Annotated in this window: 25 protein-coding genes; 13 read left to right on the top strand and 12 right to left on the bottom strand. The window is 68.8% G+C overall.

The genetic code is table 11. The features are described 5' to 3' along the window. Positions 1-15 precede the first annotated feature (15 nt). Positions 16-1491, top strand: coding sequence for a DUF6880 family protein (locus tag QQK83_RS03865; RefSeq protein ID WP_349816214.1), 1476 nt, complete (start codon positions 16-18; stop codon positions 1489-1491). Here the strand turns inward: QQK83_RS03865 and QQK83_RS03870 are convergent. Further along, positions 1483-2043, bottom strand: a complete 561-nt coding sequence (locus tag QQK83_RS03870; protein ID WP_284261860.1) for a GNAT family N-acetyltransferase — start codon at positions 2041-2043, stop codon at positions 1483-1485. The two genes, QQK83_RS03865 and QQK83_RS03870, sit on opposite strands and share 9 nt — an antisense overlap. Before the next feature lie 239 nt (positions 2044-2282). Between QQK83_RS03870 and QQK83_RS03875 the strand changes: the two genes are divergently transcribed. The 4 genes from QQK83_RS03875 to QQK83_RS03890 all read left to right on the top strand — a co-directional run bounded on the left by QQK83_RS03875 (position 2283) and on the right by QQK83_RS03890 (position 5106). After that, on the top strand, positions 2283-3557 hold the full coding sequence (locus QQK83_RS03875; RefSeq protein WP_284261861.1) for an NAD(P)/FAD-dependent oxidoreductase: 1275 nt from the start codon (positions 2283-2285) through the stop codon (positions 3555-3557). Positions 3558-3778: 221 nt separating this feature from the next. Next, a complete protein-coding gene (gene ihfB / locus QQK83_RS03880; RefSeq protein ID WP_284261862.1) occupies positions 3779-4063 on the top strand; it encodes an integration host factor subunit beta in 285 nt (94 codons plus the stop codon). Positions 4064-4088: 25 nt separating this feature from the next. Further along, positions 4089-4457, top strand: coding sequence for a LapA family protein (locus QQK83_RS03885; protein WP_284261863.1), 369 nt, complete (start codon positions 4089-4091; stop codon positions 4455-4457). A gap of 4 nt (positions 4458-4461) precedes the next feature. Continuing rightward, positions 4462-5106, top strand: coding sequence for a phosphoribosylanthranilate isomerase (locus QQK83_RS03890; protein ID WP_284261864.1), 645 nt, complete (start codon positions 4462-4464; stop codon positions 5104-5106). Between the two features lie 51 nt (positions 5107-5157). Here QQK83_RS03890 and QQK83_RS03895 read toward each other — a convergent pair whose 3' ends face one another. Continuing rightward, positions 5158-5844 (bottom strand): FkbM family methyltransferase, encoded by a 687-nt coding sequence (locus QQK83_RS03895; RefSeq protein ID WP_284261865.1) that lies wholly within the window; start codon positions 5842-5844, stop codon positions 5158-5160. A gap of 79 nt (positions 5845-5923) precedes the next feature. After that, complete coding sequence (locus QQK83_RS03900; protein ID WP_284261866.1) at positions 5924-6949, bottom strand: alcohol dehydrogenase catalytic domain-containing protein; 1026 nt, start codon at positions 6947-6949, stop codon at positions 5924-5926. A gap of 105 nt (positions 6950-7054) precedes the next feature. Here QQK83_RS03900 and pth point away from each other — a divergent pair, with 105 nt between their 5' ends. From pth to QQK83_RS03915, 3 genes are all read left to right on the top strand, one after another. Then, positions 7055-7735, top strand: a complete 681-nt coding sequence (gene pth, locus QQK83_RS03905; protein ID WP_284261867.1) for an aminoacyl-tRNA hydrolase — start codon at positions 7055-7057, stop codon at positions 7733-7735. After that, positions 7732-8775: a DUF2332 domain-containing protein gene (locus QQK83_RS03910; RefSeq protein ID WP_284261868.1), complete on the top strand. Its 1044-nt coding sequence runs from the start codon at positions 7732-7734 to the stop codon at positions 8773-8775. Before pth ends, QQK83_RS03910 begins: the two co-directional genes overlap by 4 nt. 63 nt (positions 8776-8838) lie before the next feature. Further along, a complete protein-coding gene (locus tag QQK83_RS03915) occupies positions 8839-9225 on the top strand; it encodes a DUF2237 family protein (RefSeq protein WP_284261869.1) in 387 nt (128 codons plus the stop codon). 12 nt (positions 9226-9237) lie between these two features. Here QQK83_RS03915 and QQK83_RS03920 read toward each other — a convergent pair whose 3' ends face one another. From QQK83_RS03920 to ettA, 5 genes are all read right to left on the bottom strand, one after another. Next, entirely contained in the window at positions 9238-9738 is a 501-nt protein-coding gene (locus QQK83_RS03920) for a helix-turn-helix transcriptional regulator (RefSeq protein WP_284261870.1), read from the bottom strand. A gap of 24 nt (positions 9739-9762) precedes the next feature. Beyond that, entirely contained in the window at positions 9763-10206 is a 444-nt protein-coding gene (locus tag QQK83_RS03925; protein ID WP_284261871.1) for a hypothetical protein, read from the bottom strand. An 84-nt stretch (positions 10207-10290) separates the two neighbouring features. After that, the gene (locus QQK83_RS03930; RefSeq protein ID WP_284261872.1) at positions 10291-10809 is read right to left on the bottom strand and encodes a PepSY domain-containing protein; all 519 of its coding nucleotides are present in this window, start codon (positions 10807-10809) and stop codon (positions 10291-10293) included. A gap of 169 nt (positions 10810-10978) precedes the next feature. Next, positions 10979-12199, bottom strand: coding sequence for a tryptophan synthase subunit beta (trpB, locus tag QQK83_RS03935; protein ID WP_284261873.1), 1221 nt, complete (start codon positions 12197-12199; stop codon positions 10979-10981). 218 nt (positions 12200-12417) lie between these two features. Continuing rightward, a complete protein-coding gene (gene ettA / locus QQK83_RS03940; protein WP_284261874.1) occupies positions 12418-14073 on the bottom strand; it encodes an energy-dependent translational throttle protein EttA in 1656 nt (551 codons plus the stop codon). A 126-nt stretch (positions 14074-14199) separates the two neighbouring features. On the opposite strand from ettA, the gene QQK83_RS03945 reads away from it, so the two are divergent. Then, entirely contained in the window at positions 14200-14796 is a 597-nt protein-coding gene (locus QQK83_RS03945) for a nicotinate-nucleotide adenylyltransferase (protein ID WP_284261875.1), read from the top strand. A gap of 1 nt (position 14797) precedes the next feature. Here QQK83_RS03945 and QQK83_RS03950 read toward each other — a convergent pair whose 3' ends face one another. Then, on the bottom strand, positions 14798-15643 hold the full coding sequence (locus QQK83_RS03950; RefSeq protein WP_284261877.1) for a DMT family transporter: 846 nt from the start codon (positions 15641-15643) through the stop codon (positions 14798-14800). 132 nt (positions 15644-15775) lie between these two features. Here QQK83_RS03950 and dacB point away from each other — a divergent pair, with 132 nt between their 5' ends. Both dacB and QQK83_RS03960 read left to right on the top strand, forming a co-directional pair. Then, positions 15776-17272: a D-alanyl-D-alanine carboxypeptidase/D-alanyl-D-alanine endopeptidase gene (dacB, locus tag QQK83_RS03955; protein WP_284261879.1), complete on the top strand. Its 1497-nt coding sequence runs from the start codon at positions 15776-15778 to the stop codon at positions 17270-17272. Between the two features lie 136 nt (positions 17273-17408). After that, positions 17409-19568: an esterase-like activity of phytase family protein gene (locus QQK83_RS03960; protein ID WP_284261881.1), complete on the top strand. Its 2160-nt coding sequence runs from the start codon at positions 17409-17411 to the stop codon at positions 19566-19568. Positions 19569-19694: 126 nt separating this feature from the next. Here QQK83_RS03960 and QQK83_RS03965 read toward each other — a convergent pair whose 3' ends face one another. Next, positions 19695-20570: a LysR family transcriptional regulator gene (locus QQK83_RS03965; RefSeq protein ID WP_284261883.1), complete on the bottom strand. Its 876-nt coding sequence runs from the start codon at positions 20568-20570 to the stop codon at positions 19695-19697. 99 nt (positions 20571-20669) lie between these two features. On the opposite strand from QQK83_RS03965, the gene QQK83_RS03970 reads away from it, so the two are divergent. Continuing rightward, positions 20670-21656 (top strand): NAD(P)-dependent alcohol dehydrogenase, encoded by a 987-nt coding sequence (locus tag QQK83_RS03970; RefSeq protein ID WP_284261885.1) that lies wholly within the window; start codon positions 20670-20672, stop codon positions 21654-21656. Here the strand turns inward: QQK83_RS03970 and QQK83_RS03975 are convergent. Continuing rightward, positions 21643-21981 (bottom strand): cupin domain-containing protein, encoded by a 339-nt coding sequence (locus QQK83_RS03975; protein WP_284261887.1) that lies wholly within the window; start codon positions 21979-21981, stop codon positions 21643-21645. The genes QQK83_RS03970 and QQK83_RS03975 overlap by 14 nt on opposite strands. Positions 21982-22043: 62 nt before the next feature. Then, positions 22044-23516, bottom strand: coding sequence for an ABC transporter substrate-binding protein (locus QQK83_RS03980; protein ID WP_284261889.1), 1473 nt, complete (start codon positions 23514-23516; stop codon positions 22044-22046). A gap of 149 nt (positions 23517-23665) precedes the next feature. Here QQK83_RS03980 and QQK83_RS03985 point away from each other — a divergent pair, with 149 nt between their 5' ends. After that, a complete protein-coding gene (locus QQK83_RS03985; protein ID WP_284261891.1) occupies positions 23666-24277 on the top strand; it encodes a hypothetical protein in 612 nt (203 codons plus the stop codon). The last annotated feature ends 96 nt before the right edge of the window (positions 24278-24373 follow it).

Here is a 24373-nt window from a genome sequence, read left to right on the forward strand (position 1 = left end):
TAAAAAGGGCGCCCGATGGGCGCCTTTTCCATATGTAGAAACCTGGGGGTGGGGATGGCTGGCAAGGCGTTGAACAAGACCAACCTGCTGGCCCTCGGAGCCGAGACGCTCGCCGACTTGCTGCTGGAGGCCGTCAAGGGCGACGCCGCCCGCCAGCGCAAGCTGCGCATGGCCCTGGCGGCGGGGCAGGGACCCGAGACGGTCGCGGCGGATGTGCGCAAGCGGTTTGCCTCCATTCGGCGCGGGCGCAGCTTCATCTCCCGGCAGTCGCAGAAGAAGCTGGGGCAGGAACTGTGCGGCCTGGTGCGCCTGATCGAGGAACGCGTCGCGCCCGACGCCCCCGACATCGCCTTTGATCTGCTCTGGGCGCAACTGCACCTGGCGGCGGGCATCCATGATCGCACCGATGACAGCTGGGGCACCATCGGCGACGCCATGGGCGACGCGATGGAGGCGGTTGCCCGGCTGTCGCCCGCTCTGACCAAGGACCCCGCGACGCTGGCGGAGGACATCTTCGATGCGGTCTCGGGCGACGGCTACGGCGCGTTCGACCACGCGGTCCCCGCCTTGGCCGAGGCGCTGGGCGACGCGGGTCTGGCGCGGCTGAAAACGCTGGCGGAGACCGCCCGCGAGGCCCCCCTGGGCGACGGCGACCTGATCCTTTACGCCTTCATCGCCGACCGGTCACAGCGCGAGGCCCGCGCGCGGGCGGCGCGGAACCGCACCGTCGAGATGATCCTTCAGGATATCGCCGATCTGCAAGGCGACGTGGACGCGTGGCTCGCGCGCTACAGCCCCGAGCAGTTGACCTTCCACACCATCGCCCCCCAAGCCGCCGCCCGCCTGCTGGAGGCCGGCCGCGCCGATGAGGCGCTGGCGCTGGTCGAAGGCGCGCTGCCCAACGATGACCCCTGGTCCGACAAGGCCGAACTGGACGACGCGCATTTCGCCTGCCTCGAGGCCTTGGGCCGCACCGACGACCTGCGGGCCGCGCTCTGGAGACGGTTCGAAGCCCGGCTGTGCCCCGCGGCCCTGCGCCGCCATCTCAAGCTGTTGCCCGACTTCGACGATGTCGAGGCCGAGGACGCCGCCCGCCGCCACGTTGCGGCGTTCCGGCCCGTCGAGGCCGCGCTGGCGTATTGCCAGGCCGCCCCCGACATGGCGCTTGCGGCCGAGATCGTGCTGGCCCGCCATGCCGAGATCGACGGCGACGCCTACGAGGTTCTGACGCCCCTTTCCGAAGCCCTGTCCGGGTCGCACCCCTTGGCCGCGGTCCTGCTCTTGCGGTCGATGATCGACTTTGCCCTGACGCGGGCGCGCTCCGGCCGTTACGGCCACGCGGCGCGGCACCTCGACGCCTGCGCCGCGGCGGAGGGGGCGATCACCGACCATGCCGGGCATCCTGCGCATGACGACTATCTCCGCAACTTGCGGAGCGCCCATGGACGCAAATCCGGGTTCTGGGCCCGTGTCGGGGGGCTGTCAGGTTGACGGCTTCGACGCAGTGCCGACCGGACCGCCTGTCGGCGCGGGCAGCCTCCGGGTCATGAAGACGCTTTCGGGGTCCTCCCGGTAGGCCCCGAAGGGCGCGCAGAACGTGAAGCCCGCGCGCTCATACAGGCGGCGGGCCGCGGCCGATGCAGGCCGGCTTCCGGTTTCCAGCGAGATGCGCCGAACCCCGCGCCGGGTCGCGTCCTCGAGGATCAGCGCGAGAAGCCGGGCACCGGCCCCCTGTCCGCGCGCGTCCTCCGCGACATGCATGGATTTCACTTCCGCCTCGCCGGAGGCGATGATCCTGTAGCCGCCCATCGCCAGCACGCTGTCGCCGCGCCATCCCGCGAAAAGCAGCACCCCTTCGGCCGCCATCGCCGCGCCGTCGAGGTGGTGGTTGCTCTCGGACGGGTAATGCGCATCCCCATGCGCCGCGTGGCGCGCGATCAGCTCGGCGAGCGCGGGGTCGCAAGGGTCGATGGGGCCGAAGCGCAGGGCCTCGGCTGTCCGCTCACCGGGGAGTTGCTGTTCCGCGCCCTGCCTCGGGTCCATACACCGCCCTTTCCGTCCAGTGCGCACAGGGTTCCGCCATGCAGCGGGAAAGGCAAGGGGCGACAGCCGGGGGCGTGCCGGCCGAAAGCGGGGGGGGGGCTTCGGGTATCCTGCCGCCGTGCGCGCAGTTTTGGCCCGCTGCATTCCGATTGACAGACTGCCGTGACGTGTCCGATCCCTTGGCGGTGCGCGGTGCAACTGGGGCCGAACCGGGCCCGAACCGGGGCCGGGAGGTGGGGATGATCAGCGAACGCGTGTCGCTCTGGGACGAGACCGCCGCCGAAGCGGAGGGGCCGGGCCGCCCGCTGCCCGAAGCGCCCATCGATCTTGCCATCGTGGGCGGTGGCTTCACCGGTCTTTCGACCGCCCTTCATGCCGCCGAGGCGGGGCTGTCCGCCCATGTCATCGAGGCGCAGCGCATCGGGCACGGCGGGTCGGGGCGCAACGTGGGGCTGGTGAACGCGGGTGTCTGGCTGCCGCCCGCGGCGGTGCGGGCGAAACTGGGCGATGACACCGGGCGCAGCTTTCTCGCGCGGTTCGGCGACGGGCCGCGCATGGTCTTCGACCTGATCGAGCGGCACCAGATCCGCTGCGAGGCCACGCGCGAGGGAACGATCCATGTCGCCCATGCCCCTTCGGGCCTGCGGGCGCTCGAGGGGCGCTACCGCGACTGGCGCGAGATGGGGGCACCGGTCGAACTGCTCGACCGCGATGCGGTCACCGCGCGCACCGGCAGCCCGGCGTTCCATGGCGGGCTGCTCGACCACAGGGCCGGAACGGTGAACCCGATGGGCTATGTCCGCGGCCTGGCGCGGGCGGCCGACGGGGCCGGGGCAGGGATCAGCACGGGCGTGCGCGCCACCCGGCTGGCCCGCGAGGACGGCGGGCTCTGGCGTGTCGAGACGACGGCGGGGCCGCTGCGGGCGCGGGCCGTGGTTCTGGGCACCAATGCCTATACCGACGCGCTTTGGCCGGGGTTGCGGCGCAGCTACACGACGATCCGCTATTTCCAGCTGGCGACCGAGCCCCTGGGCACGGACGCAGCCCATATCCTGCCCGGCCGGCAGGGCGTGTGGGACACCGCACCGGTGATGACCTCGCTGCGGCGCGATGCGGCGGGGCGGATCATGATCGGCTCGATGGGCCGCCTGATGGGCGATGTCGGCGGCGGGATCTCGCTGCGCTGGGCGCGGAAACGGATCGCGCGGCTGTTTCCGGGGCTGGGCCCGGTCCGGTTCGACGCGGCCTGGGATGGCGAGATCGCCATGACGCCGGATCACCTGCCGCGGGTCCACCAGCTTGCCGAAGGGCTTTACACGCCCATCGGCTACAACGGGCGCGGCATCACGACGGGCACCATCTTCGGCGCGGCCATCGCGGGGCTTCTGACCGGGCGCGACCCCGCGGCGCTGCCGCTGCCGCTGACCGACATGGCCGCCGTTCCAAGCGCCCCCCTGATGCGCCGGTTCTACGCGCTGGGCTTCGCGGCGACGCAGGTCTGGCGCGGCCTCTGAGGGGCGGACCTCGCCCGAATCGTTGTCATGAACCATGATCCTGCCGCGGCGCGGCCACGCGGCCCTTCGCCCACCCATCGGCCATCCGCCGCCGGAGGAGGCGCGGGTGCGGCGGGAAAACGCCTGCAATCTCCATGGTTTCCGCGGCTTTGCATTGGCCAGTCGCGGAAAACCTGCCTATAGTGGCGCGGTTCGTGCCAGCTCCGGGGAGGGACGCCACCATGATACGATCCGAACTGATCCAGAAGCTGGCGGACGAAAACCCGCATCTCTACCAGCGCGACGTCGAACGCATCGTCAACACGGTCTTCGAAGAGATCATCGAGGCGATGGCCAATGGCAACCGCGTCGAGCTGCGCGGCTTCGGCGCTTTCTCCGTCAAGAAACGCGACGCCCGCACCGGCCGCAACCCGCGCACCGGCGAAAGCGTCGAGGTCGAGGAGAAGCACGTGCCTTTCTTCAAGGCCGGCAAGCTGCTACGTGACCGCCTGAACGGCGACGCGTAACCGAAGCCCCGGGAGCATTCGAGACATGGTCATCCTCCGTTACCTGAAATACCTCTTCCTGATCGTCGTGGCGCTGGTCCTCGTCATGATGGCCTTCGCCAACCGCGAAACGGTCCTGCTCGAGGTGATCCCCGAGGCGCTCGCGCCCTGGGTCGGCGTGCAATACGCGATCGAGCTGCCGCTGTTCGCGGTGGTGCTGGGGGGGGTGATGGTGGGCATCCTTGTCGGTTTCGTCTGGGAATGGCTGCGCGAACACCGCCACCGCGCCGAGGCGCGGACGCAAAAGCGCACGGCCAAGGCGCTTGAGCGCGAGGTCCAGAGCCTCAAGGGCCCCGCCAAGGGCGGCCAGGACGAGATTCTCGCGCTGGTGGACGGCTCCGCCCCGTCGCGTTGACCCCATGAGCATCGCGGTCAAATTCTGCGGCCTGACCCGGCCGCAGGACATCCATGGCGCGGTCGAGGCGGGGGCGCGATATGTCGGCTTCGTGTTCTTCCCGAAATCGCCCCGCAACGTCAGCCTCGCGGCTGCGCGCGACCTTGCGCTGGCCGTGCCGCCGGGCGTGGCCAAGGTGGCCTTGACGGTGGACGCCGACGATGCGGCGCTCGATGCCCTGACGGCGGCTGTGCCGCTTGACCTTTTGCAGCTGCATGGCCACGAGCCGCCCGCCCGCGTGGCCGAGGTCAGGGGGCGTTACGGGCTGCCGGTGATGAAGGCGATCGGCATCGCCGACGCGGACGACCTGGCGCAGATCGACGCCTATTCCGGCGTGGCCGACCAGCTTCTGATCGACGCGAAACCGCCGAGGGGGGCCGACCTGCCGGGCGGCAACGGGCTGGCCTTCGACTGGCGGTTGCTGGCCGCGCGGAAATACTGGACGACGCCGTGGATGCTGGCCGGGGGGCTTACGCCCGACAACGTGGCCGAGGCGGTGCGCCTGACCGGCGCCCGGCAAGTCGACGTGTCCTCGGGCGTGGAGGCGGAGCCGGGTCTCAAGGACACCGGCCGGATGGCCGCCTTCACGGGGGCGCTGGCCGGGCTTTAGGCCGCGGCCGGGCGCGGCCCGGACCGGCACCCGTTCGCGGGACCGCGCCCTTCACTCCTCGACCCCATCCGCGGCCCCCCAGACCTTGCGGAACCCCAGGACCTTCCCGCGCGAGGTGACCGGATCATAGGTCATGTCCATCGCCGACATGAAATCCACGATCTTCTTGATCGTGCGGGCGTGGTATTTCCTCGGGTGCAGCTCCATCACGCAGAAGCGCAGGGGGCATTTCCACGGGCGGTTGAACATCTCCGCCTCGGCACCCTCGACGTCCATCAGCACGACGTGCGGCTTGTGCGCCCGGATCAGGTCATGGACCGACACCAGCGGCACGCGCACTCCCCGCCCCTTTCCGTCGAGGCTGGAGCCGGTGTAGCCCTCGGACACCGCGAACTCGGCCATTGCGCCCTCTTCGACCGGGCCGGTCGCCGCGCCGTGCATCACGCTGACCCCAGACAGGCCATTGCGCGCCAGCGTCGCCTCGATCACCGGCAGAAGGTCGGGGTTCGCCTCGACCGACAGCACGTTGGCCGGGGCCGTGCGTTGCGCGCAAAGCGCGGTGACATAGCCGATGCCCGCGCCCAGTTCGAGCACGCGAAAACCGGGGCGCACGCAGCGGTCGGCGGCGCGGGCCTCGTCCTCCTCGTAGGTGCCTTCGGCCAGTTTCTCCAGAATGGCCGGCGTCGCCAGCCCGCTGGGCAAGGCCAGCTCCACGCCGTTCAGGCGAAACTCGTGCATCGCGCGGCCTCCGGCCCTGTCGGTCCTGCATGTATCATGGCGCGCGGTCTGGCGCATGACCATGGCAATTTCGGGGCCGTCAGGCGGTGGGCGTGACCCCGAGATCCGCGTCCGAGAAGCGGATCAGCGTCTTGCCCGCCGACATGTTCGCCGCATACTCGGCGATGCCGTCCTGTGCCGCCTCGGGCGGGACGATGCGGGCGACCTCGCTCACCGCGAAACCACCCCCAAGCGCCTGCGTCGCCTCGCGCGCGGCCATCAGCAGGCGGGGCAGGCCCTGCCGGGGCAGCCATTGCGACAGCCAGAAGCCCCGGACGGTCGCCTCGCGGAAGATCAGCTTGCCGGGGTGAAGCTGAACCGCCGATTGCTCGAGCGCGCCGTAGACCAGCACCTCGGATTTGGGGCGCAGCGCCGCGACCAGCCGCCCGGTCATCGCGCCGCCCACGGCGTCGAAGGCCATGCGGCAGCGCAGATCTCGGCAGAGCCGGGCCAGGTCTTCGTCGAAACGCGCGTCGGAGGAATTCAGCACATGGCGCGCGCCTTCGGCTTCCAGCTGGGCCACCTGCTCGGCGCGGCGGACGACGTTGATCACCTTCACGCCCTTTTCGCGGGCGCGCTTGCGGATCATCCGGCCCAGCTGCCCGCCCGCGCCGGTCGACACGACCGACCAGTGCCCGCCCTTGCGCGCCAGCGAGATCAGCGCGATGGCCGTCAGCGGGTTGACCGCCGACATGGCCCCCGAGCCGAGCGAGACCCCCGCGGGCAAGGGCAGCGCGCGTGCGGCGTCCACGACCACGTAGTCGGCCCACAGGCCGCCCACACCCGTGGCCAACGCCACGCGCTTGCCCATCAGCCAGCGCGCCATCAGCCCGCTTCCCGCGGCGACGACGACGCCCGACCCTTCGAGGCCGGGGACGAAGGGGTAATCTGCATCGATGCCGTATTCGCCCTTGAGCGTCATCAGGTCCGAGGGGTTCACGGGCGAAGCCGCGACGCGCACGAGAATCTGCCCCGGACCGGGCGAAGGGCGCGGCACCTGTTGCAGCTCGAGCGTATCGCGCGCGGTCAGCATCAGCGCGCGCATGGTGTCGGGCAGATCGGTCATGATGGTCCCCTTGCTGGCTTGGGCCAGCGTGCCATGCGGGCCAAGCCCTTGGCAAACCCTTGCCCGGCTGGCATCACCCGGCCAGGCCAAGCAGGGGGACACGCCATGCAGCTTTGGGTCGGACTGGGCAATCCGGGGGCGAAATACGCCGGGAACCGCCACAACATCGGCTGGATGGCCGTGGACCGGATCGCCGGGGATCACGGGTTTGCGCCCTGGCGCGGCAAGTTCCAGGGCAGCCTCTGCGAGGGAAGCCTCGGTGGCGAAAAGGTGCTGCTGCTGAAGCCCGAGACCTTCATGAACCTCTCGGGGCAGTCGGTCGGCGAGGCGATGCGCTTCTACAAGCTGACGCCGGCTGACGTGACCGTCTTCCATGACGAGCTGGACCTTGCCCCCGGCAAGCTGCGGGTCAAGACCGGTGGCGGGCATGCCGGGCACAACGGCCTGCGCTCGATGCACCAGCACATCGGCGAGGCCTATCACCGCGTCCGGCTGGGCATCGGGCATCCGGGCCACAAGGACCGGGTGGCGGGCTACGTCCTGTCGGATTTCGCCAAGGCCGAGCAGGACTGGCTCGACGACCTGATGCGCGGCATCTCGGACGGCGCGCCCGCGCTGGCCAAGGGCGACACCGGGCGCTTCATGAACGCGGTGGCGCAGCGCACGGCCCCGCCGCGCAGCTCGACGGGGGCCGCGAAGGAGGCGGCGAAGCCCGCCGCGCCCTCCACGGAACCGGAGGCCGACGCACGCAGCCCGCTGCAGCGGCTGATGGACAAGTTCAAGTGAACGAGCGGCTGCGCGCGGCGTTCCTGCGGCAGGGCAAGGCCTGCGCGATGCTCGGCTCGCCCTTCATGGGGCGGCTGATGCCGCTTCTGGCCGACCGCGTGCGGCCCGAAAATGCGGTTGCGCGGCGGCTGCTCGACTGGCCGGGCGATGTCAGCTCCAACGGCCATTCCGTTCCCCTGCGGCTGGCGGGCGCGCTGCACGGGCTGGTGCTGGAGGGCAGCGATCCGGGGCTGGCCGCTGTCTACCCGCCCGCCGAGGTCGGCGACGATGCGCTGTGGTCCGCTGTCGAGGCGGCGATGCTGCGGCACGAGGCTCGGCTGATGGCCTGGCTCGACCAGGCGCCGCAAACAAACGAGGTGCGCCGCGCGGCCGCTCTGATCCCCGCGATCTGGTGGGCGCTCGCGCGCCATGACCTGCCCGTGACCTTGTCCGAGCTGGGGGCGAGCGCGGGGCTGAACCTGTCGCTCGACCGGTTCGCATTGCGTGTCGGCGACGGCTTGCACGGCCCCGCCGACAGCCCGGTGCAGCTGGCCCCGGACTGGTCCGGCGCTGGTCCCGCGCCGCGCCCCATCCGGGTGGCCGAGCGCGCGGGCGTCGACCGCAACCCGCTCGACCCGTCGGACCCGGCCGCGCAGCTGCGGCTTCTCGCCTACCTGTGGCCCGATCAGCCGCACCGGCTGACCCTGACCCGCGGGGCCATTGCGCTGGCCGACACCGTGCCCGAGCGCGACGATGCCGCCCCATGGCTGGCCCGGCGGCTGGCCAACCCGCGGCCCGGAACCCTGCATGTCGTCTACAACACGATCGCCTGGCAATATTTCCCACCCGAAACGCAGGCCGCTGCAACCGCCGCGCTGGAAGACGCCGGGCGCCGCGCCACGGCCGATGCGCCGCTCGCCCATGTGGCGATGGAGGCGGATGGCGACGCCGAAGGGGCCGCGCTCATCCTGCGGCTCTGGCCCGACCCCGAGGGCGGTGGCACACCGCATCTGCTCGCACGGGTGGATTTCCATGGTCGATGGATCGCTTGGAGGTTGTAGACATTGCCAAATTTCCCGCACCTGCTAGCCTGACTGTCAGATCAAAAGGACAGGTGAGGTGTAATGATGGGGTTCTCCATGGTGCCGTCGGTGAACGTGCTCGGCGGCCCGCTGACCGGCTGTTCGCGTGACCCTCTGACGGGGTTCTTCCGCAACGGCCAGTGCGACACCTGCGCCGAGGATCACGGATCGCACACGGTGTGCGCGGTGATGACGGCAGAGTTTCTCGCCTTCTCGAAATACGTGGGCAATGACCTGTCGACGCCGCGGCCCGAGTTCAACTTTGCGGGCCTCAAGCCCGGCGACCAGTGGTGCCTGTGCGCCAGTCGCTTCCTGCAGGCCCATGACGAAGGGGTCGCGCCGCGGGTGAACCTGGCGGCGACCCATGAGCGCGCGCTCGACATCGTGCCGCTGGAGGTGCTGGAGGCCAACGCGCTCGGCAGCGGCTGAAGCGTATGGCGGTCAGGCGGCGGGGGCCATCGCCTCGCCCATCAGGTCCTCGACGAACAGGCTGAGAAGCTGGGGCCGCCCGCTGACACCGGCCTTGCGATAGATCGCGTTGGTCTGCGCCTTGACCGTGCCCTCCGATGTGGCGCGCAGGGCGGCGATTTCCGCAATCGACATGCCCTTGAGCGCGAACAGGGCCACGTCGCGTTCGGCGGGGGTCAGGCCCCAGTCGTCGAAGCGTTCGTCGACAAGCTCCATGAACGCGCCGGATGCGGCGCGCAGCGCCTGTTCCACCGCGCGGGTCCGTTGCAGCGAGGCGCGCAGCAGCAAGGCCCCGAGCAGAACGCCCAGGATCAGCCCAAGCGCCGCGCCGATTTCCATCAATTCCCGGTAGCGCCAAGGGACGGGGTCGATGGGTACCCGAAACAGGGCCAGCACGATGTCCGACACGAAAAAGATCGCGCAAGCGACCTGAAGGACAAGGATCGTGCCGAAGAGCCCCGGACGGTTCAACATGCCGACGCGCCACCGATATGAAGATCAATCGTCGTCGTCGTCGTCGTCGTCATCATCGTCATCGTCATCATCGTCGCGGTCGTCGTCTCTGTCGTCCCGGTCATCGTCCCGGTCATCGTCACGATCATCATCATCGTCGTCACGATCATCGTCCCGGTCATCATCGTCATCGTCATCGTCGTAATCGCCGATGTCGGGAACATTGATCGCCGCCCCCCCGCGCGAGACGAGGTCGCGCAAGATGATGCCATTGCGCGGGTCGAAGACCAGCTCGCGCGTCAAGGCTCCCCGTTCCGAGACGATACGGACGCGGCCCAGAAGGGTCCGGCGGACCTCGGTGATCGTGAAACCCTGGCCTTCGAGCTGCTGCACGATGGCGGTCGTGACCGGGTCCGCCTGGGCCAGGGCGGGACCGGCCAGTGTCACCGTGGCGATTGCGAAACACAGGAAGTCGCGGCGCGACAGCATCGGTTTGGGTCCTTCGTCATGGTCCGCCGGCCCGTTGGGGCCGACGGGATACCCGGTCATATCATCAGGCAATGCGATCCGGCATCAGTCATCGTCGCCGTCGTCATCATCGTCGTCATCATCATCATCGTCACGGTCATCGTCGTCGTCACGATCATCGTCGTCGTCGTCCCGGTCATCATCCCGATCATCGTCCCGATCATCATCCCGGTCGTCGTCCCGATCATCATCATCATCATCATCATCGTAGCGGCTATCGTCATACCCGCGCGAGTCGTCATCGTCATAGCTGTCGTCGTCGGTGAAGTCCTCGTCCTCACGGTCGTAATCGACGCCGACACGGCCGATGTCGCTGGCATCCGCTGCCTCGACCTCGGACTTCAGGATGTTGCCGGTGGCGATGTCGTAGACGACTTCGATGGTCTGGTTGCCCTGCGTCGCCTCGACCTTGATCTGCGTCGGGCCCTCGTCGATCTCGACATAGGTGAAGCCCTCGGCCTGGTACCGCTCGGCCAGCGTGGTGGCGAGGCTGCTCTGGGCGTGGGCGGCCCCCGCGGCGACAAGGCCGAGGGCGGTGGTCGTCATCAGGATGCGATGCATCATCTCGAGTTCCTTTCGGTGGATGCGGGGGACACCAGCGCCACCCGTCGACACCACCCAAGCACCCGCGGGCACCTTCCGAAATCGAGTATGGGTTTAGGCGGCCCTGGGTAAACCCGCCGTGTAGCCGCCTAAACCGAAGGTATAGAGGTGTTTCGCCCTCGGCCGCCGGTCACATGTCCCAACCGAGCGCGCGTGCGACGGTGAAGATGTCCTTGTCGCCCCGTCCGCACATGTTCATTACCAGCAGGTGATCGCGCGGCAGCTCCGGCGCGATCTTGGCGACATGGGCGAGCGCGTGGCTCGGCTCGAGCGCGGGAATGATTCCCTCGGTCTCGCAGGACAGCTGGAACGCCTCGAGCGCCTCGGTGTCGGTGATCGACACGTATTGCGCGCGGCCGATGTCATGCAGCCAGGCATGTTCCGGCCCGATGCCCGGATAATCGAGCCCCGCCGAGATCGAGTGCCCCTCGAGGATCTGGCCGTCTTCGTCCTGCAACAGGTAGGTCCGGTTGCCGTGCAGCACGCCGGGACGCCCGCCGGTCAGCGAGGCGCAATGCTCCATCTTCTCGTTGACGCCCTTGCCACCGGCCTCGACGCCGATGATGGCGACCTCCTTGTCGTCGAGGAACGGGTAGAACAGGCCCATCGCGTTCGACCCGCCGCCGATGGCCGCGATGATCGTGTCGGGCAGGCGGCCCTCGGCCTCCATCATCTGCTCGCGGGTTTCCTTGCCGATGATCGACTGGAAATCGCGGACCATCGCAGGGTAGGGGTGCGGACCCGCCACCGTGCCGATGCAGTAGAACGTGTCGCGCACATTGGTCACCCAGTCGCGCAGCGCGTCGTTCATCGCGTCCTTCAGCGTGCCGCGCCCCGAGGTCACCGGCACCACCTCGGCACCCAGAAGCTTCATCCGGAAGACATTGGGCGCCTGCCGCTCGACGTCATGCGCGCCCATGTAGACCACGCATTTCAGGCCGAACTTGGCGCAGACCGTCGCGGTGGCGACGCCATGCTGGCCCGCGCCGGTCTCGGCGATGATCCGGGTCTTGCCCATGCGGCGCGCCAGGATGATCTGGCCCAGCACGTTGTTGATCTTGTGCGCACCGGTGTGGTTCAGCTCGTCGCGCTTGAAGTAGATCTTGGCCCCGCCCAGGCGCTCGGTCAGGCGTTCGGCGAAATAGAGCGGGCTGGGGCGGCCGACGTAATGCTTCCACAGGAAATCCATCTCGTCCCAGAAGCTCTGGTCGGTCTTGGCGTGTTCATACTGCGCCTCGAGCTCGAGGATGAGCGGCATCAGCGTCTCGGAGACGAAGCGCCCGCCGAAATCGCCGAACCGGCCCTTTTCGTCCGGGCCGGTCATGAAACTGTTCAGGATATCATCAGGCATCGGTCGCCTCCCTTGGATCGGACGAGGGGTAGCGCGCCGCCCGCCACGGGGCAAGGGCAAGGCGCTTCGAAACGCCGTGCCCCATGCGCATCCTCGGCAGGATCGGGGACGTCGCGCACAGGCGGACCGCGCAAGGTGGGTGCAACCCACCAGTCACCGCGGCCCCGCCACGCCGTCCTTGCCATCTCGACGAACGGGTGGGGTGCGCCCACCCTGTGTCAGCGCACGAACTTCTTGTATTTCACCCGCTTCGGCTCCAGCGCGTCGGGGCCGAGACGGCGCTTCTTGTCTTCCTCGTAGGCCGAGAAATCGCCCTCGAACCATTCCACATGCGCCTCGCCCTCGAAGGCGAGGATGTGGGTGCAAAGCCGGTCGAGGAAGAAGCGGTCGTGCGAGATGATCACGGCGCAGCCCGCGAAATCCTCCAGCGCATCTTCCAGCGCGCGCAGCGTCTCGACGTCGAGGTCGTTGGTCGGCTCGTCGAGCAGAAGCACGTTGCCGCCCGACTTCAGAAGCTTGGCCATGTGGACGCGGTTGCGCTCACCGCCCGAGAGCAGCCCCACCTTCTTCTGCTGGTCGCCGCCCTTGAAGTTGAAGGCCGAGCAATAGGCACGGGAGTTCATCGAGGCGTCGCCCAGCTCGATGATCTCGGCCCCGCCGGAAATCTCTTCCCACACGGTCTTGTTCGCATCCAGCGCATCGCGCGACTGGTCGACGTAGGACAATTGCACCGTGTCGCCGAACTCCACGCTGCCCTCGTCCGGCACCTCCTGCCCCGTCAGCATGCGGAAGAGCGTCGACTTGCCCGCGCCGTTCGGGCCGATCACGCCGACGATGCCGCCGGGCGGCAGGGCGAAGCTCAGGTCCTCGATCAGCAGGCGGTCGCCGTAGCCCTTCTTCAGCCCCTCGACCTCGATCACCTTGCCGCCAAGGCGCGGGCCGTTGGGGATGACGATCTGCGCGCGGGAAATCTTCTCGCGCTCGGACTGGCTGGCCAGTTCCTCGTAGGCGTTGATCCGGGCCTTCTGCTTGGCCTGCCGCGCCTTGGCGCCGGCGCGGATCCACTCAAGCTCGCGCTCCAGCGTCTTCTGGCGCGACTTGTCCTCGCGGGCTTCCTGTTCCAGCCGCTTGGCCTTCTGCTCGAGCCAGGCGGAATAGTTCCCCTCGTAGGGAATGCCGCGGCCGCGGTCCAACTCGAGGATCCAGCCGGTGATGTCGTCGAGGAAATAGCGGTCGTGGGTCACGATCAGGATCGTGCCCTTGTAGTCGATCAGGTGCTGTTGGAGCCAGGCGATCGTTTCCGCGTCCAGGTGGTTGGTCGGTTCGTCCAGAAGCAGCATCTCGGGCGCTTCCAGAAGCAGCTTGCACAGCGCCACGCGCCGCCGCTCACCGCCCGACAGGGTGGCCACCGCGGCCTCATCGGGCGGGCAGCGCAGCGCCTCCATGGCGACGTCGATCTGGCTGTCGAGATCCCACAGGTTCAGCGAATCGATTTCGTCCTGAAGCTGCGCCATCTCGTCGGCGGTCTCGTCCGAGTAGTTCATCGCCAGCTCGTTGAACCGGTCGAGCTTGGCCTTCTTGGCGGCCACGCCCAGCATGACGTTCTCGCGCACGGTCAGGCTCTCGTCGAGGTGCGGCTCCTGCGGGAGGTAGCCGACGCGCGCGCCCTGCGCGGCCCAGGCCTCGCCCGAGAAATCCTTGTCGATCCCGGCCATGATCCGCATCAGCGTGGACTTGCCCGCGCCGTTCACGCCCACGACGCCGATCTTCACGCCGGGCAGAAAGCTCAGGCGGATGTTCTCGAAGCATTTCTTGCCGCCCGGATAGGTCTTCGAGACACCATCCATGTGATAGACATACTGATAGGAGGCCATGCGCCGCTCCGTTCCGCTGATCCGAGGTTCCGACGCTATCTAATCGCCCGCGCCCGGAACGGCAATCAGCGCGTGGGCCTGCGGCCGGACTTCCCCGCCCGGTGCAGACAGGATATGCCGCCCGCCATGCGCAGCGACTACCCCCTTGCCCTGCCGGGCATGTCCATCGGCCTGTTCGGCGGCTCCTTCGATCCGCCCCATGCCGGTCACCTGCATGTCAGCCGCGAGGCGCTGAAGCGCTTCGGGCTCGACCGGGTGTGGTGGCTGGTCAGCCCCGGCAACCCGCTGAAGCCGCGCGGCCCCGCGCCGCTCGAGCGGCGGATGGCGGCGGCCCGTGCGTTGGTGCAGGATCCTCGGATCACCGTCACGGATGTCGAGGCGCAGCTGGGCACCCGCTACACCGCCGAGACGCTGTCGCGGCTGATGGCGCTCTATCCCGGTGTGCGCTTCGTCTGGCTGATGGGGGCCGACAACCTGGCGCAGTTCCATCGCTGGCAGCAGTGGCAGTGGATCCTGCGCAGCGTGCCGGTGGGCGTTCTGGCCCGCCCCGGCCAGCGCATCTCGGCGCGCATGTCGCCCGCGGCGCGGGCCTTTGCGCGCCACCGGTTGCCCGCGGCACAGGCGCGGCTCCTGGCGGGGAGCGAACCGCCGGCGTGGTGTTTCCTGAACCTGCCGATGGTCGACCTGTCTTCCAGCGCCATCCGCGACCGTGGCGAGTGGTGATCTACCGCCCGCCCCGCAACGCCAGCGTCGCCAGCCCCGAGGCCAGCAGCACCGCAAGCCCCGCCAGCGTCAGCGCGTCGGGCCAGACGCCGAAGACCGTCCATCCCAGCGCGGTCGCCGCGATCAACTGGGTGTAGACGAAGGGCGCGAGCCGTGTCGCGGGGGCCATGCGCAGCGCGAGGATCAGGCACAGGTTGCCCAGCATCGACCCCATGGCCGAGGCCAGCGTCAGTGCGCCGATGCGCGGCGTGATCTCGGGAACCGCCGGAAGGCCGAGGGGCGCCAGCACCAGCGCGCCCACGACCAGCTGCGAGATCAGCATCGCGCGCGGGCGCGCCAGCTCGGCCAGCCAGCGCGAGGCGGTCAGGTAGGCCCCGTAGAACAGGCCCGCCAGCACCGCGAAGCCAAGGCCCGGCGTCATCCCGAAACCCGGCTTCACGACAAGGACGACGCCCGCGAACCCCACCGCCAGAAGCGCCACCCGCGTGGTCGAGAACGTCTCGCGCAGCAGCCACACGGACAACAGGTAGGCCACCATCGGCCCGACGAAGAACGCGCCGAAGACATTGGCGATCGGCTCGGTCCTGAGCGCGGTCAGGATCGACAGGATGCCCCCCGCGATCAACAGCCCCCGAAGCCAGACGCGCCAGTCGAGGAACAGGCGCAGCGGCGTCAGGTGCAGCACGAAGGGCAAGAGCAGCACCGCCCCCAGCGCGAAACGGCTCCATGCCGTGAAGAAGGGGGCGACGCCCGCCTCGCCCATGAGCTTTCCCGCCGCGTCGCCCGCCGGGATCGAGGCCATGGCCAGAAGCATCAGGGGAAGGGCGCGGAGCGTATCGCGGTGCATGGCCCCTGCTATCCCATTGCAATGGGGCGGGAAAGCCGCACCCCTCACGAAGCCGTGAGACCTCAAACCTCTTGAGTGACTCGGGCGGCTGCGCTTTAGTCGGGGCAACATTTTAACAAACGGTCCATTTCCATGTTCTCGCGTCGCGCATTTCTGACCGGGGCCGCGAGCCTTGCTGCCGCGCCGGGGCTTGCCGCCCCGCCCCTGACATCCCTGCGCCCTCCGGTGCGCCCCGACGGGTTCTACCGCCGCGTCCTGCCGTCGGGCGCAGAGCTTGTCGCGCGCGCGCGCCTCGGTGGGCAGGTCGGCTATGCCGTCGCGGATGCGGCGACCGGCGAGATGCTCGAGGTGTTCAACCCGCTTCTGGCGATGCCGCCAGCCTCGGTCGCCAAGGCGGTGACCTGCGCCTACGGCCTGCAGCGCCTCGGGCCCGGCTATCGCTTCCGCACGCGGCTGGTGGCGGACGGGCCCATCGTCAACGGCAGGCTCGACGGCGACCTCTGGCTCGTGGGGTCGGGCGATCCGCTGCTCGACACGGATGCGCTGGCCGCGATGGTGGCCGAACTGGAGGGCTACGGCCTGCGCGAGGTGACGGGGCGGCTCATGCTGGCCGACGGGGCCTTGCCGCAGATTTTCGAGATCGATCCGGGCCAACCGCCGCATGTGGGCTACAACCCGTCGATCTCGGGCCTGAACCTGAACTTCAACCGCGTGCATTTCGAATGGGCCCGCGAGGCGGATGACTACACCGTCAGCATGGATGCCCGCTCCGAGTCGCTGCGGCCTGCCGTGCGCATCGCGCGGATGCGGATCGAGGATCGTGCGGCCCCGGTCTACACCTATGCACAGGTCGAAGGCATGGACCAATGGACGGTGGCGCGCGGGGCGCTGGGCGACACCGGGGCCCGCTGGCTGCCGGTGCGACGCCCCTCGGCCTATGTGGCCGAAGTGTTCGAGACGCTGATGCGCGTCGCCGGGATGCGCTTTGGCGGCGTCGAACTGGCCACCGCCGCCGGGCCGCGCGCCGCGCCGTCATCCGCCGTCGTGCTGGTCGAGCATGTCAGCGACCCGCTCGAGGATATCCTGCGCGGCATGATGCGCTGGTCCACCAACCTCACCGCCGAAGTGGTGGGCCTTCTGGCGACACAGGCGGGCGGGCTGCGACCCTTGTCGCTCGAGCAATCGGCGGGGGCGATGTCGGACTGGATGCGCGACAGCCTCGGCGCGCGCCATGCCGCCTTCGTGGATCACTCGGGCCTTGGCGACCGAAGCCGCCTGCGCGCGCATGACATGGTCCGTGCGCTGCTGGCGAGCGGGCCGAACGGCCTGTTGCGGCAACTGATGCGCGACATTCCGATGCTCGACCAGCGCGGCAACGTGATCCGCGACCACCCGGTCGGCGTGGTGGCCAAGACCGGGACGCTGAACTTCGTCTCGTCGCTGGCGGGGTTCGTGCGCACGCCCGGCGGCCGTGACCTCGCCTTTGCGATCTTCTGCGGCGACGTCGACCGCCGCGCCGCCCTGTCCGAGGCCGAGCGCGAACGCCCGCCGGGCGCGCGCAGCTACAATGCCGCCGCCAAGGGGCTGCAACAGCAGCTGATCGAACGCTGGGCCCTCGTTCATCCGTGATCGTTCATTCGTGATCGTCGATCCCTGACCGGGCAGCCTCCGCGCGCCCTGTCATCAATCCGTTACCGTTCGGTCACGTCGCTGTGACGGGCTTGCGGCAGGTGGGCGGCATGTATCCACCCCTCCGGAGAGACTCATGCCCCGCACCTCGCTGATGCTGACATCCGCGCTGGCCCTCGTGGCCGCTTCGCCTGCGCTTGCGCAGGACATGAACTTCAACCGCATCGCCTCTTTCCCGGTGGCGTCGAACACGCCGGACGCGGAAGAGACCTCGGCCGAGATCATCGCCGTCACCGGCGACGGCATGACGCTGGTCTATTCCGACAGCCCCGCGGGCGTGATCGGCTTCATCGACATCACCGACCCGGCGGCCCCCGTCGCGGCGGGCACCTTCGCGCTGCCCGCGGGTGAGCCGACGGCGGTTTCGGCACTGGGCCAGACGGTCTTCGTGGCCGAAAACACCTCGGAAAGCTACACCGCCCCCTCCGGCATCCTGCATGCCGTCGATGCCGCCTCGCGCGAGGTCATCGCGTCCTGCGACCTGGGCGGCCAGCCCGACAGCACCGCCGTGGCGCCCGATGGCAGCTTCATCACCGTGGCGATCGAGAACGAGCGCGACGAAGACCTCGGCGAGGGCCGCGTGCCGCAGATGCCCGCGGGCTATCTCGTGATCCAGCCGCTCGGTGAGAACGGCGCGATGGACTGCGACGCGCAGATCCGCGTCGACCTGACCGGCCTTGCCGATATCGCGCCCGAAGACCCCGAGCCGGAATTCGTGGACGTGAACGCAAACGGCGACATCGCCGTGACGCTGCAGGAAAACAACCACATCGTCGTGGTGTCGGCCGCGGGTGAGGTTCTCAGCCACTTCTCGGCCGGGACCGTCACGCTCGAGGGTGTGGACACCGAGGAAGAAGGCGCGCTTGTCTTCACCGACACGCTGGCCGACGTTCCGCGCGAACCCGATGCGCTGCAGTGGATCGACACCGACCATGTCGTGATCGCCAACGAGGGCGACATGGACGGCGGCAGCCGCGGCTTCACCGTCTTCCACCGCGACGGCACCGAGGTCTTCGAGGCCGGCATGTCCTTCGAATACGCCCTCGTCGAGATCGGCCACTATCCCGAGGAACGCTCGGGCAACAAGGGCGTCGAGCCCGAGGGCATGGAAGTCGGCACCTTCGGCGGCACCCCGATGATGTTCCTGCTGGCCGAACGCTCTTCGGTCATCGGGGTCTATGACATGACCGACCCCTCGGCCCCCGCTCTGGCGCAGCTGCTGCCCTCGGGCATCTCGCCCGAAGGGGCCATCGCCATTCCCGGCCGCAACCTGCTGGCGACCGCCAACGAGTTCGACGGCCGCGAGGATGGCGCGGCGCCGGCCCATGTGATGATCTACGAATACCAGTCGGCCCCCGCCGCCTATCCGCACCTGACCAGCGCAGGCGCGGACGAGCTCATCGGGTGGGGCGCGATCTCGGGTCAGGTCATGGCCGAGGACGGCACGATCTTCGCCGTCTCCGACAGCTTCTACGGCATGCAGCCGACGATCTTCCACATCGACGTCAGCGAAACCCCCGCCCGCATCGTGGATGCGATCCGGGTGACGCGCGAGGGCCAGCCCGCGCAGCTGATGGACATGGAAGGCATCGCGCTCGACGGCGAGGGCGGCTTCTGGATCGCCTCCGAGGGCCGCACCGACCGTCTGGTGCCGCATGCGATCTACCACGTGGGTGCCGATGGCGCGATCGAGGATTACATCACCCTCCCCGCAGAGCTGATGGCCGTCGAGATCCGCTTCGGCTTCGAGGGGATCACGCGGGTCGGTGACATGCTCTTTGTCGCGGTGCAGCGCCCGTGGCGCGACGATCCGGCGAACCACGCCAAGGTTCTGGGCTACAACCTCGAGACCGAGGAATGGTCGGTGATCCACTACCCGCTGACCGAGCCTTCGACCGGTTGGGTCGGCCTGTCCGAGATCGTCGCCCATGGCGATCACCTCTACTTCGTCGAGCGCGACAACCAGATCGCGGACGCGGCGGTGACCAAGCTGATCACCCGCGTGCCGATGTCGGCGATGGAAGCCATGGTCGCCGTCGGGGAAACCCCCGCCGTGCTCGAGACCGAGGTCGTCGTCGACCTGCTGCCCTACCTGACCTCGACCGGCGGTTTCGTGCTGGACAAGGTCGAGGGCCTCGCCATCGCCGCGGACGGCACCATGTGGGTGTCGACCGACAATGACGGTGTCGATGACCACTCGGGCGAAACGATGTTCTTCGCCATTCCTTCGGAATGAGGGTCTTCGCCATCCCGCCGATGTGATCCGATGTCCCGCCCTGCGATATGCGGGGCGGGACATATCGCTTTTCACCCCGTCATTTCAGCACCAAACACGCCCCCGCGGTTCGCCACGGGGGCTTTTTCACGCCCGCGGGGCCAGACCCTTGGCCAGCGCGTCGAACACCAGCCGCACGCGCCGCGACAGGTGCAGGTCGCGGTGCGCGGCGAGCCAGACCGGAAAGGTGACAAGCGGCGGCGCGCCGGGTTGCGCGCGCGCAAGCGCCCGGTCGGGGTCGCCGACCCAGACCGGCAGGGCGGCGACGCCAAGGCCCGCGCGGGCCAGCGCCAGCTGCATGTGGCTGTCTTCCGACAGGAAGGGGAAGGCCTCGGGCGGCAGGTCGATCCGCCGCTCGGCCAGCATCGCGCGGTAGGTGCCGGCATGGTCGTAGCCGATGAAGGGCAGACTCTCGAGCGGTCCCTTCGCCAGCAGCGCGGGGGTGGCGTAAAGCGCGGCCTCGTCCTCGCGGATCAGTTTCGCGGTCAATTCCGGCTGGTCGGGCCGCGCGTGGCGCACGGCGATATCCGCCTCGCGCCGCATCAGGTCGCGCAGCGCGTTGGTGACGACGATCTGAACCTGAAGCGCGGGCGCCTCGGCCCGGATGCGGGCAAGGATCGGCGGCAGAAGCTCGGTCGCGTAGAGATGCGAGGCGGTGATCGTCACCGTCCCCGCGATGTCGCGGCTTTGCCCAGAGGCGGCCAGCGCCGCGGCATGGGCGGCCTCGGCCATGTGGCGCAGATGCTCGATCAGTCGCGTGCCCGCCTCGGTCAGCTCCATCCGCTTGCCCGCGCGGGTGAACAGCGTGACGCCCAGTTCCTCCTCCAGCGCGGTGACCTGCCGTCCGAGCGTCGGCTGGGTCATCCCCAGCGCACGGGCCGCCGCCGAGAGAGAGCCATGTTCGGCGGTCGCCACCACGGCACGCGCGCGGTTCCAGTCGAAGGTCAGGCTTTTCCAATCCATGCGAAAACGTATGGATATTCTGCATATCCAGTCAATTTCTTTTGGATTGCTGCAGCGGTATCTCTCCCTCATCGCAACGAGTGACCAAGGAGGCCCGCCATGAAAGCAGCCATCTCGAAAACCTACGGCGGCCCCGAGGTCGTCACCCTCGGCACCCTCGCGCGCCCCGAGCCGAGGAAGGGCGAGCTCCTTGTCCGCGTCGCTGCGGCCGGGGTCACCACCGCCGACTGGCGCCTGCGCGCCGCGGCCTTTCCGGGGGCGATCAGCGCGGTGGCCGGGCGGCTGATGTTCGGCATCTGCGCGCCGCGCAATCCCGTGCTGGGCAGCGACTTTGCCGGCCGGGTCGAGGCACTGGGGCCGGGTGTGACCGGCTTTGCCCTGGGCGAGCGTGTCTTCGGCTTCCGGTTCGGCGGCGCGCATGCGGAATTCATGACGGTGAAGGCCGCGGGCGCGGTGACGAAAACGCCCGATGGCCTGACCGACGCGCAGGCCGCGGCGTTGCCTTTCGGCGGGTTGTGCGCGTTGGAGTTCCTCGACCGCTTCGCGCAGCTCAAACCGGGCGAGCGGGTGCTGGTCGTGGGGGCCTCGGGCGGGGTCGGGGCCTACGCGGTGCAGGTCGCCCGCGCGCTGGGGGCCATCGTCACCGGCGTCGCCTCGGGCGAGAGCCTGCCCTTCGTCGAAAGCCTTGGCGCGGATCATGTCGTGGACTACCGCCAGACCGATCCGGCCAAGCTGACCGGCCCCTATGACGTGGTCTTCGACACGGTGGGCGCGCTCGACTACACGCGCGCCGCGCCGATGCTGGCCAAGGGCGGCCGCTTCGTGCCGCTGAACTTCGGCCTTGGCGATGTGTGGAAGGGGCGCAAGGCCCGGCGCAATGGCCACGCCCAGATCCTCAAGGTGAACGGCGACACGAAAGAGGGGCTGGATCGGCTTGTGGAACTGATCGCCGCGGGCCAGCTGCGCCCGGTGATCGACACGGTCTACCCGTTCGACGAGATCCGCGCGGCCCATGCCAAGGTCGAGACGCGCAGGCGCAAGGGGGCCATCGTGCTCGAGATCGGAGCGACCGCTACAGGCGGATGACGAAATCCTTGCGGGTGGTCTCCACCACCTCCCATGCGCCGGTGAAACCGGGGCGGATGACCCAGGCGTCACCGACACGGAGCGTCACCGCTGCGCCGTCGTCGGGCGTTATGACCGACACGCCGTCGGTCAGCCGGAAATATTCCCACTCGTCATAGATCACGCGCCATGTGCCGGGTGTCGACTCCCACACACCCGCGAAAAGGCCATCGGCTTCTTCGGTCAGCCATGTCCGATGAACCGGGTCACCCGCGATCACGCGGGACGGATCGGGGCGGCTGACCTCCGGATCGCCGCCGGGCAGGACGGGAAGGATGAGCGACATTCGGAGACCCTTGAAGGAAGGATGCCGCCCCCTGTCCGAGGGCGGCATCGCGTGGTGGCGGCTCACTCGGTCCAGCGGACCGCGGTCAGGTCGTTGGCTTGCGTGGGCGAGTTCTCCCAAAGACCTTCGATCCGCGCATCGGCGACTCCGGTCTTGGCGAGCTGGAACAGGTAGCCGTTCACGTAATCCGCGGCGATGATCTGCTGCATCTCGGACAGGAGGCTGGATCGTTCCACAGGGTCCGACGTGGTGGCCAGCGTGTCGTTCAGCGCCACGAACTCGGGCCGCGCATACTGGAAGTAGTAGTCGGGCCGCGCGTAGATGCCGATGTCCATCGGCTCGGTGTGGCTGACGATGGTCAGGTCGAAGTCATGGCCGCGGAACACCTGTTCGAGCCATTGCGCCCATTCCAGGTTGGTGATCTCGGTCTCGATCCCCACTTCGCGCAGTTGGGCCGCGATGATCTCGCCGCCACGGCGCGCGTAGGAGGGCGGCGGCAGGGCCATGCGCAGCGTCAGCCCGTCCGGCGCGGCCTCGGCCAGCAGGGCGCGGGCGGCCTCGGGATCATAGGCGGAGTTCGCCGTCAGGTCGACGTAATCGGGATTGTGCGGCGCGAAATGCGTGCCGATGGGCGTGCCGTAGCCGAACATGGCGCCGTCGATGATGTCTTGCCGGTTGATCGCGTGGCTGATCGCCTGCCGCACCCGGATGTCGTCGAGCGGGGCTTGCGCGTTGTTCATGGCGAGGATCGTCTCGCCCTCGGTCGAACCGACGATGACGGTGAAGCGCGGATCGGCCTCGAACTGGGCCAGCGTCTCGGGCGCGGGGAAGTTCGGGAAGGCGTCCACGTCGCCCGCCATCAGCGCGGCGAAAGCGGCGTTGGGGTCCGAGATGAAGCGGAAGGTCGCGGCCTCGAGCGCGACCGGCTCGCCCCAGTAGGCCTCGTTGCGGGCCAGCTCCACCCGGTCGCCCTGCACCCATTCGACGAAGCGGAACGGGCCGGTGCCGACGGGGTTCGTCGCGTTCGTGTCGGCGCTGGCCGGGTCCACGATCACCGCGTCGCCCCATGCCATGTCGAACAGGAACGCGCCGTCCGGCCCGTCCAGCGTGACGACAACGGTGGTGTCGTTCGTGGCCTCGACGCTGACGATATTGGCGAAAAGCGCGGGCTGCGCGTTGGTCGAGCCCTCGGCGCGCGCGCGGTCGAGGGTGAAGACCACGTCCTCGGCCGTCATCGCCGCGCCATCGTGGAAGGTCACGCCCGAGCGCAGCGTGAAGGTGTAGACGGTGCCGTCCTCGGAGATGTCCCAGCTCTCGGCAAGGCCGGGGTTGACCGCGCCGTCGGGGCCGAAGCGGGTCAGCCCTTCGAAGACGTTGGAATAGACCACCTCGTCGATGGCGGCGGCGGCGCCGGCGGTCGGATCGAGGTTCGGCGGCTCGAGCACCATGCCGACCGAGATGTCTGTCTGCTGGGCAAGGGCCGCCCCGGCGCAAAGCGCGCAGATCGCCGCCCCGTTGCGAAGATGATGGACCATGTCTCTCTCCCTGAGGTTGGTTCGGCGCATATTGTCCCGGCTTTCCGCAAAAATCCCGTCAAAAATCGTCGCGTGTCCACGCGCTTGCCGGTTCGGGCGCAATACAGTAGGCCAAGGGGCGCAGCGTAACGAGTGAAAGACCCTGTCGCATGTCCTCGACCGAGCGGAACAGCGCCATCGTGCCGATGTTCACCCGCGCGGACGGCCAGCTTCATCCGCGCCGCACCTATGTCTGTTTCGGCGTCGCCCGGGGTGGAACCAGCGCCGTGGCGGGCGCGATGCAGCGTCTGGGCATCTTCATGGGCGACGAGCTGCCCAACAATTACGAAGACCCCCGCTTCGGCCCCGGCCAGTCGCCCGCGCGGATGCGCGAGGCGATTGCCGAGCGCAATGCCGCCCATGACGTCTGGGGCTGGAAATTCCCGGCGGCCTCCAACTACCTCGAAGGGCTGTCGAAAGACCTGCGCAACCCTTGGCTTGTCGTCGTCTTCCGCGACATCGCCGCCACCATGAAGGGGCACATGCGCTGGCACAACCGCGAGATCACGCTCGCCGCACATGAAATCCTCGTCCAGCAGCAGAAGAACTGGTTCCTCGTGGACCGCTGGCGAGTGCCGACGCTGCTTGTCTCCTACGAAAAGGCGGTTCTGGACCCGCGGCTTTTCGTCGAGGAACTGGCCGGGCACCTCGGCCGACCCGTCCCCGAGGGCGAGGCGATGGAACAGATCGTCGCCTTTCTCGCGCCGGGATCCTACAAGTGACGGGCGCGTCGAGACCCGTCACCTTTCGGTATCCACTGTCGCATCACCTTCATGAATCGTTCCCCACCGAACCCGAATCGGGTTAACGGAACGTTA

The sequence above is a fragment of the Roseicyclus amphidinii genome (assembly GCF_030163755.1).
Lineage (GTDB): Bacteria > Pseudomonadota > Alphaproteobacteria > Rhodobacterales > Rhodobacteraceae > Roseicyclus > Roseicyclus amphidinii.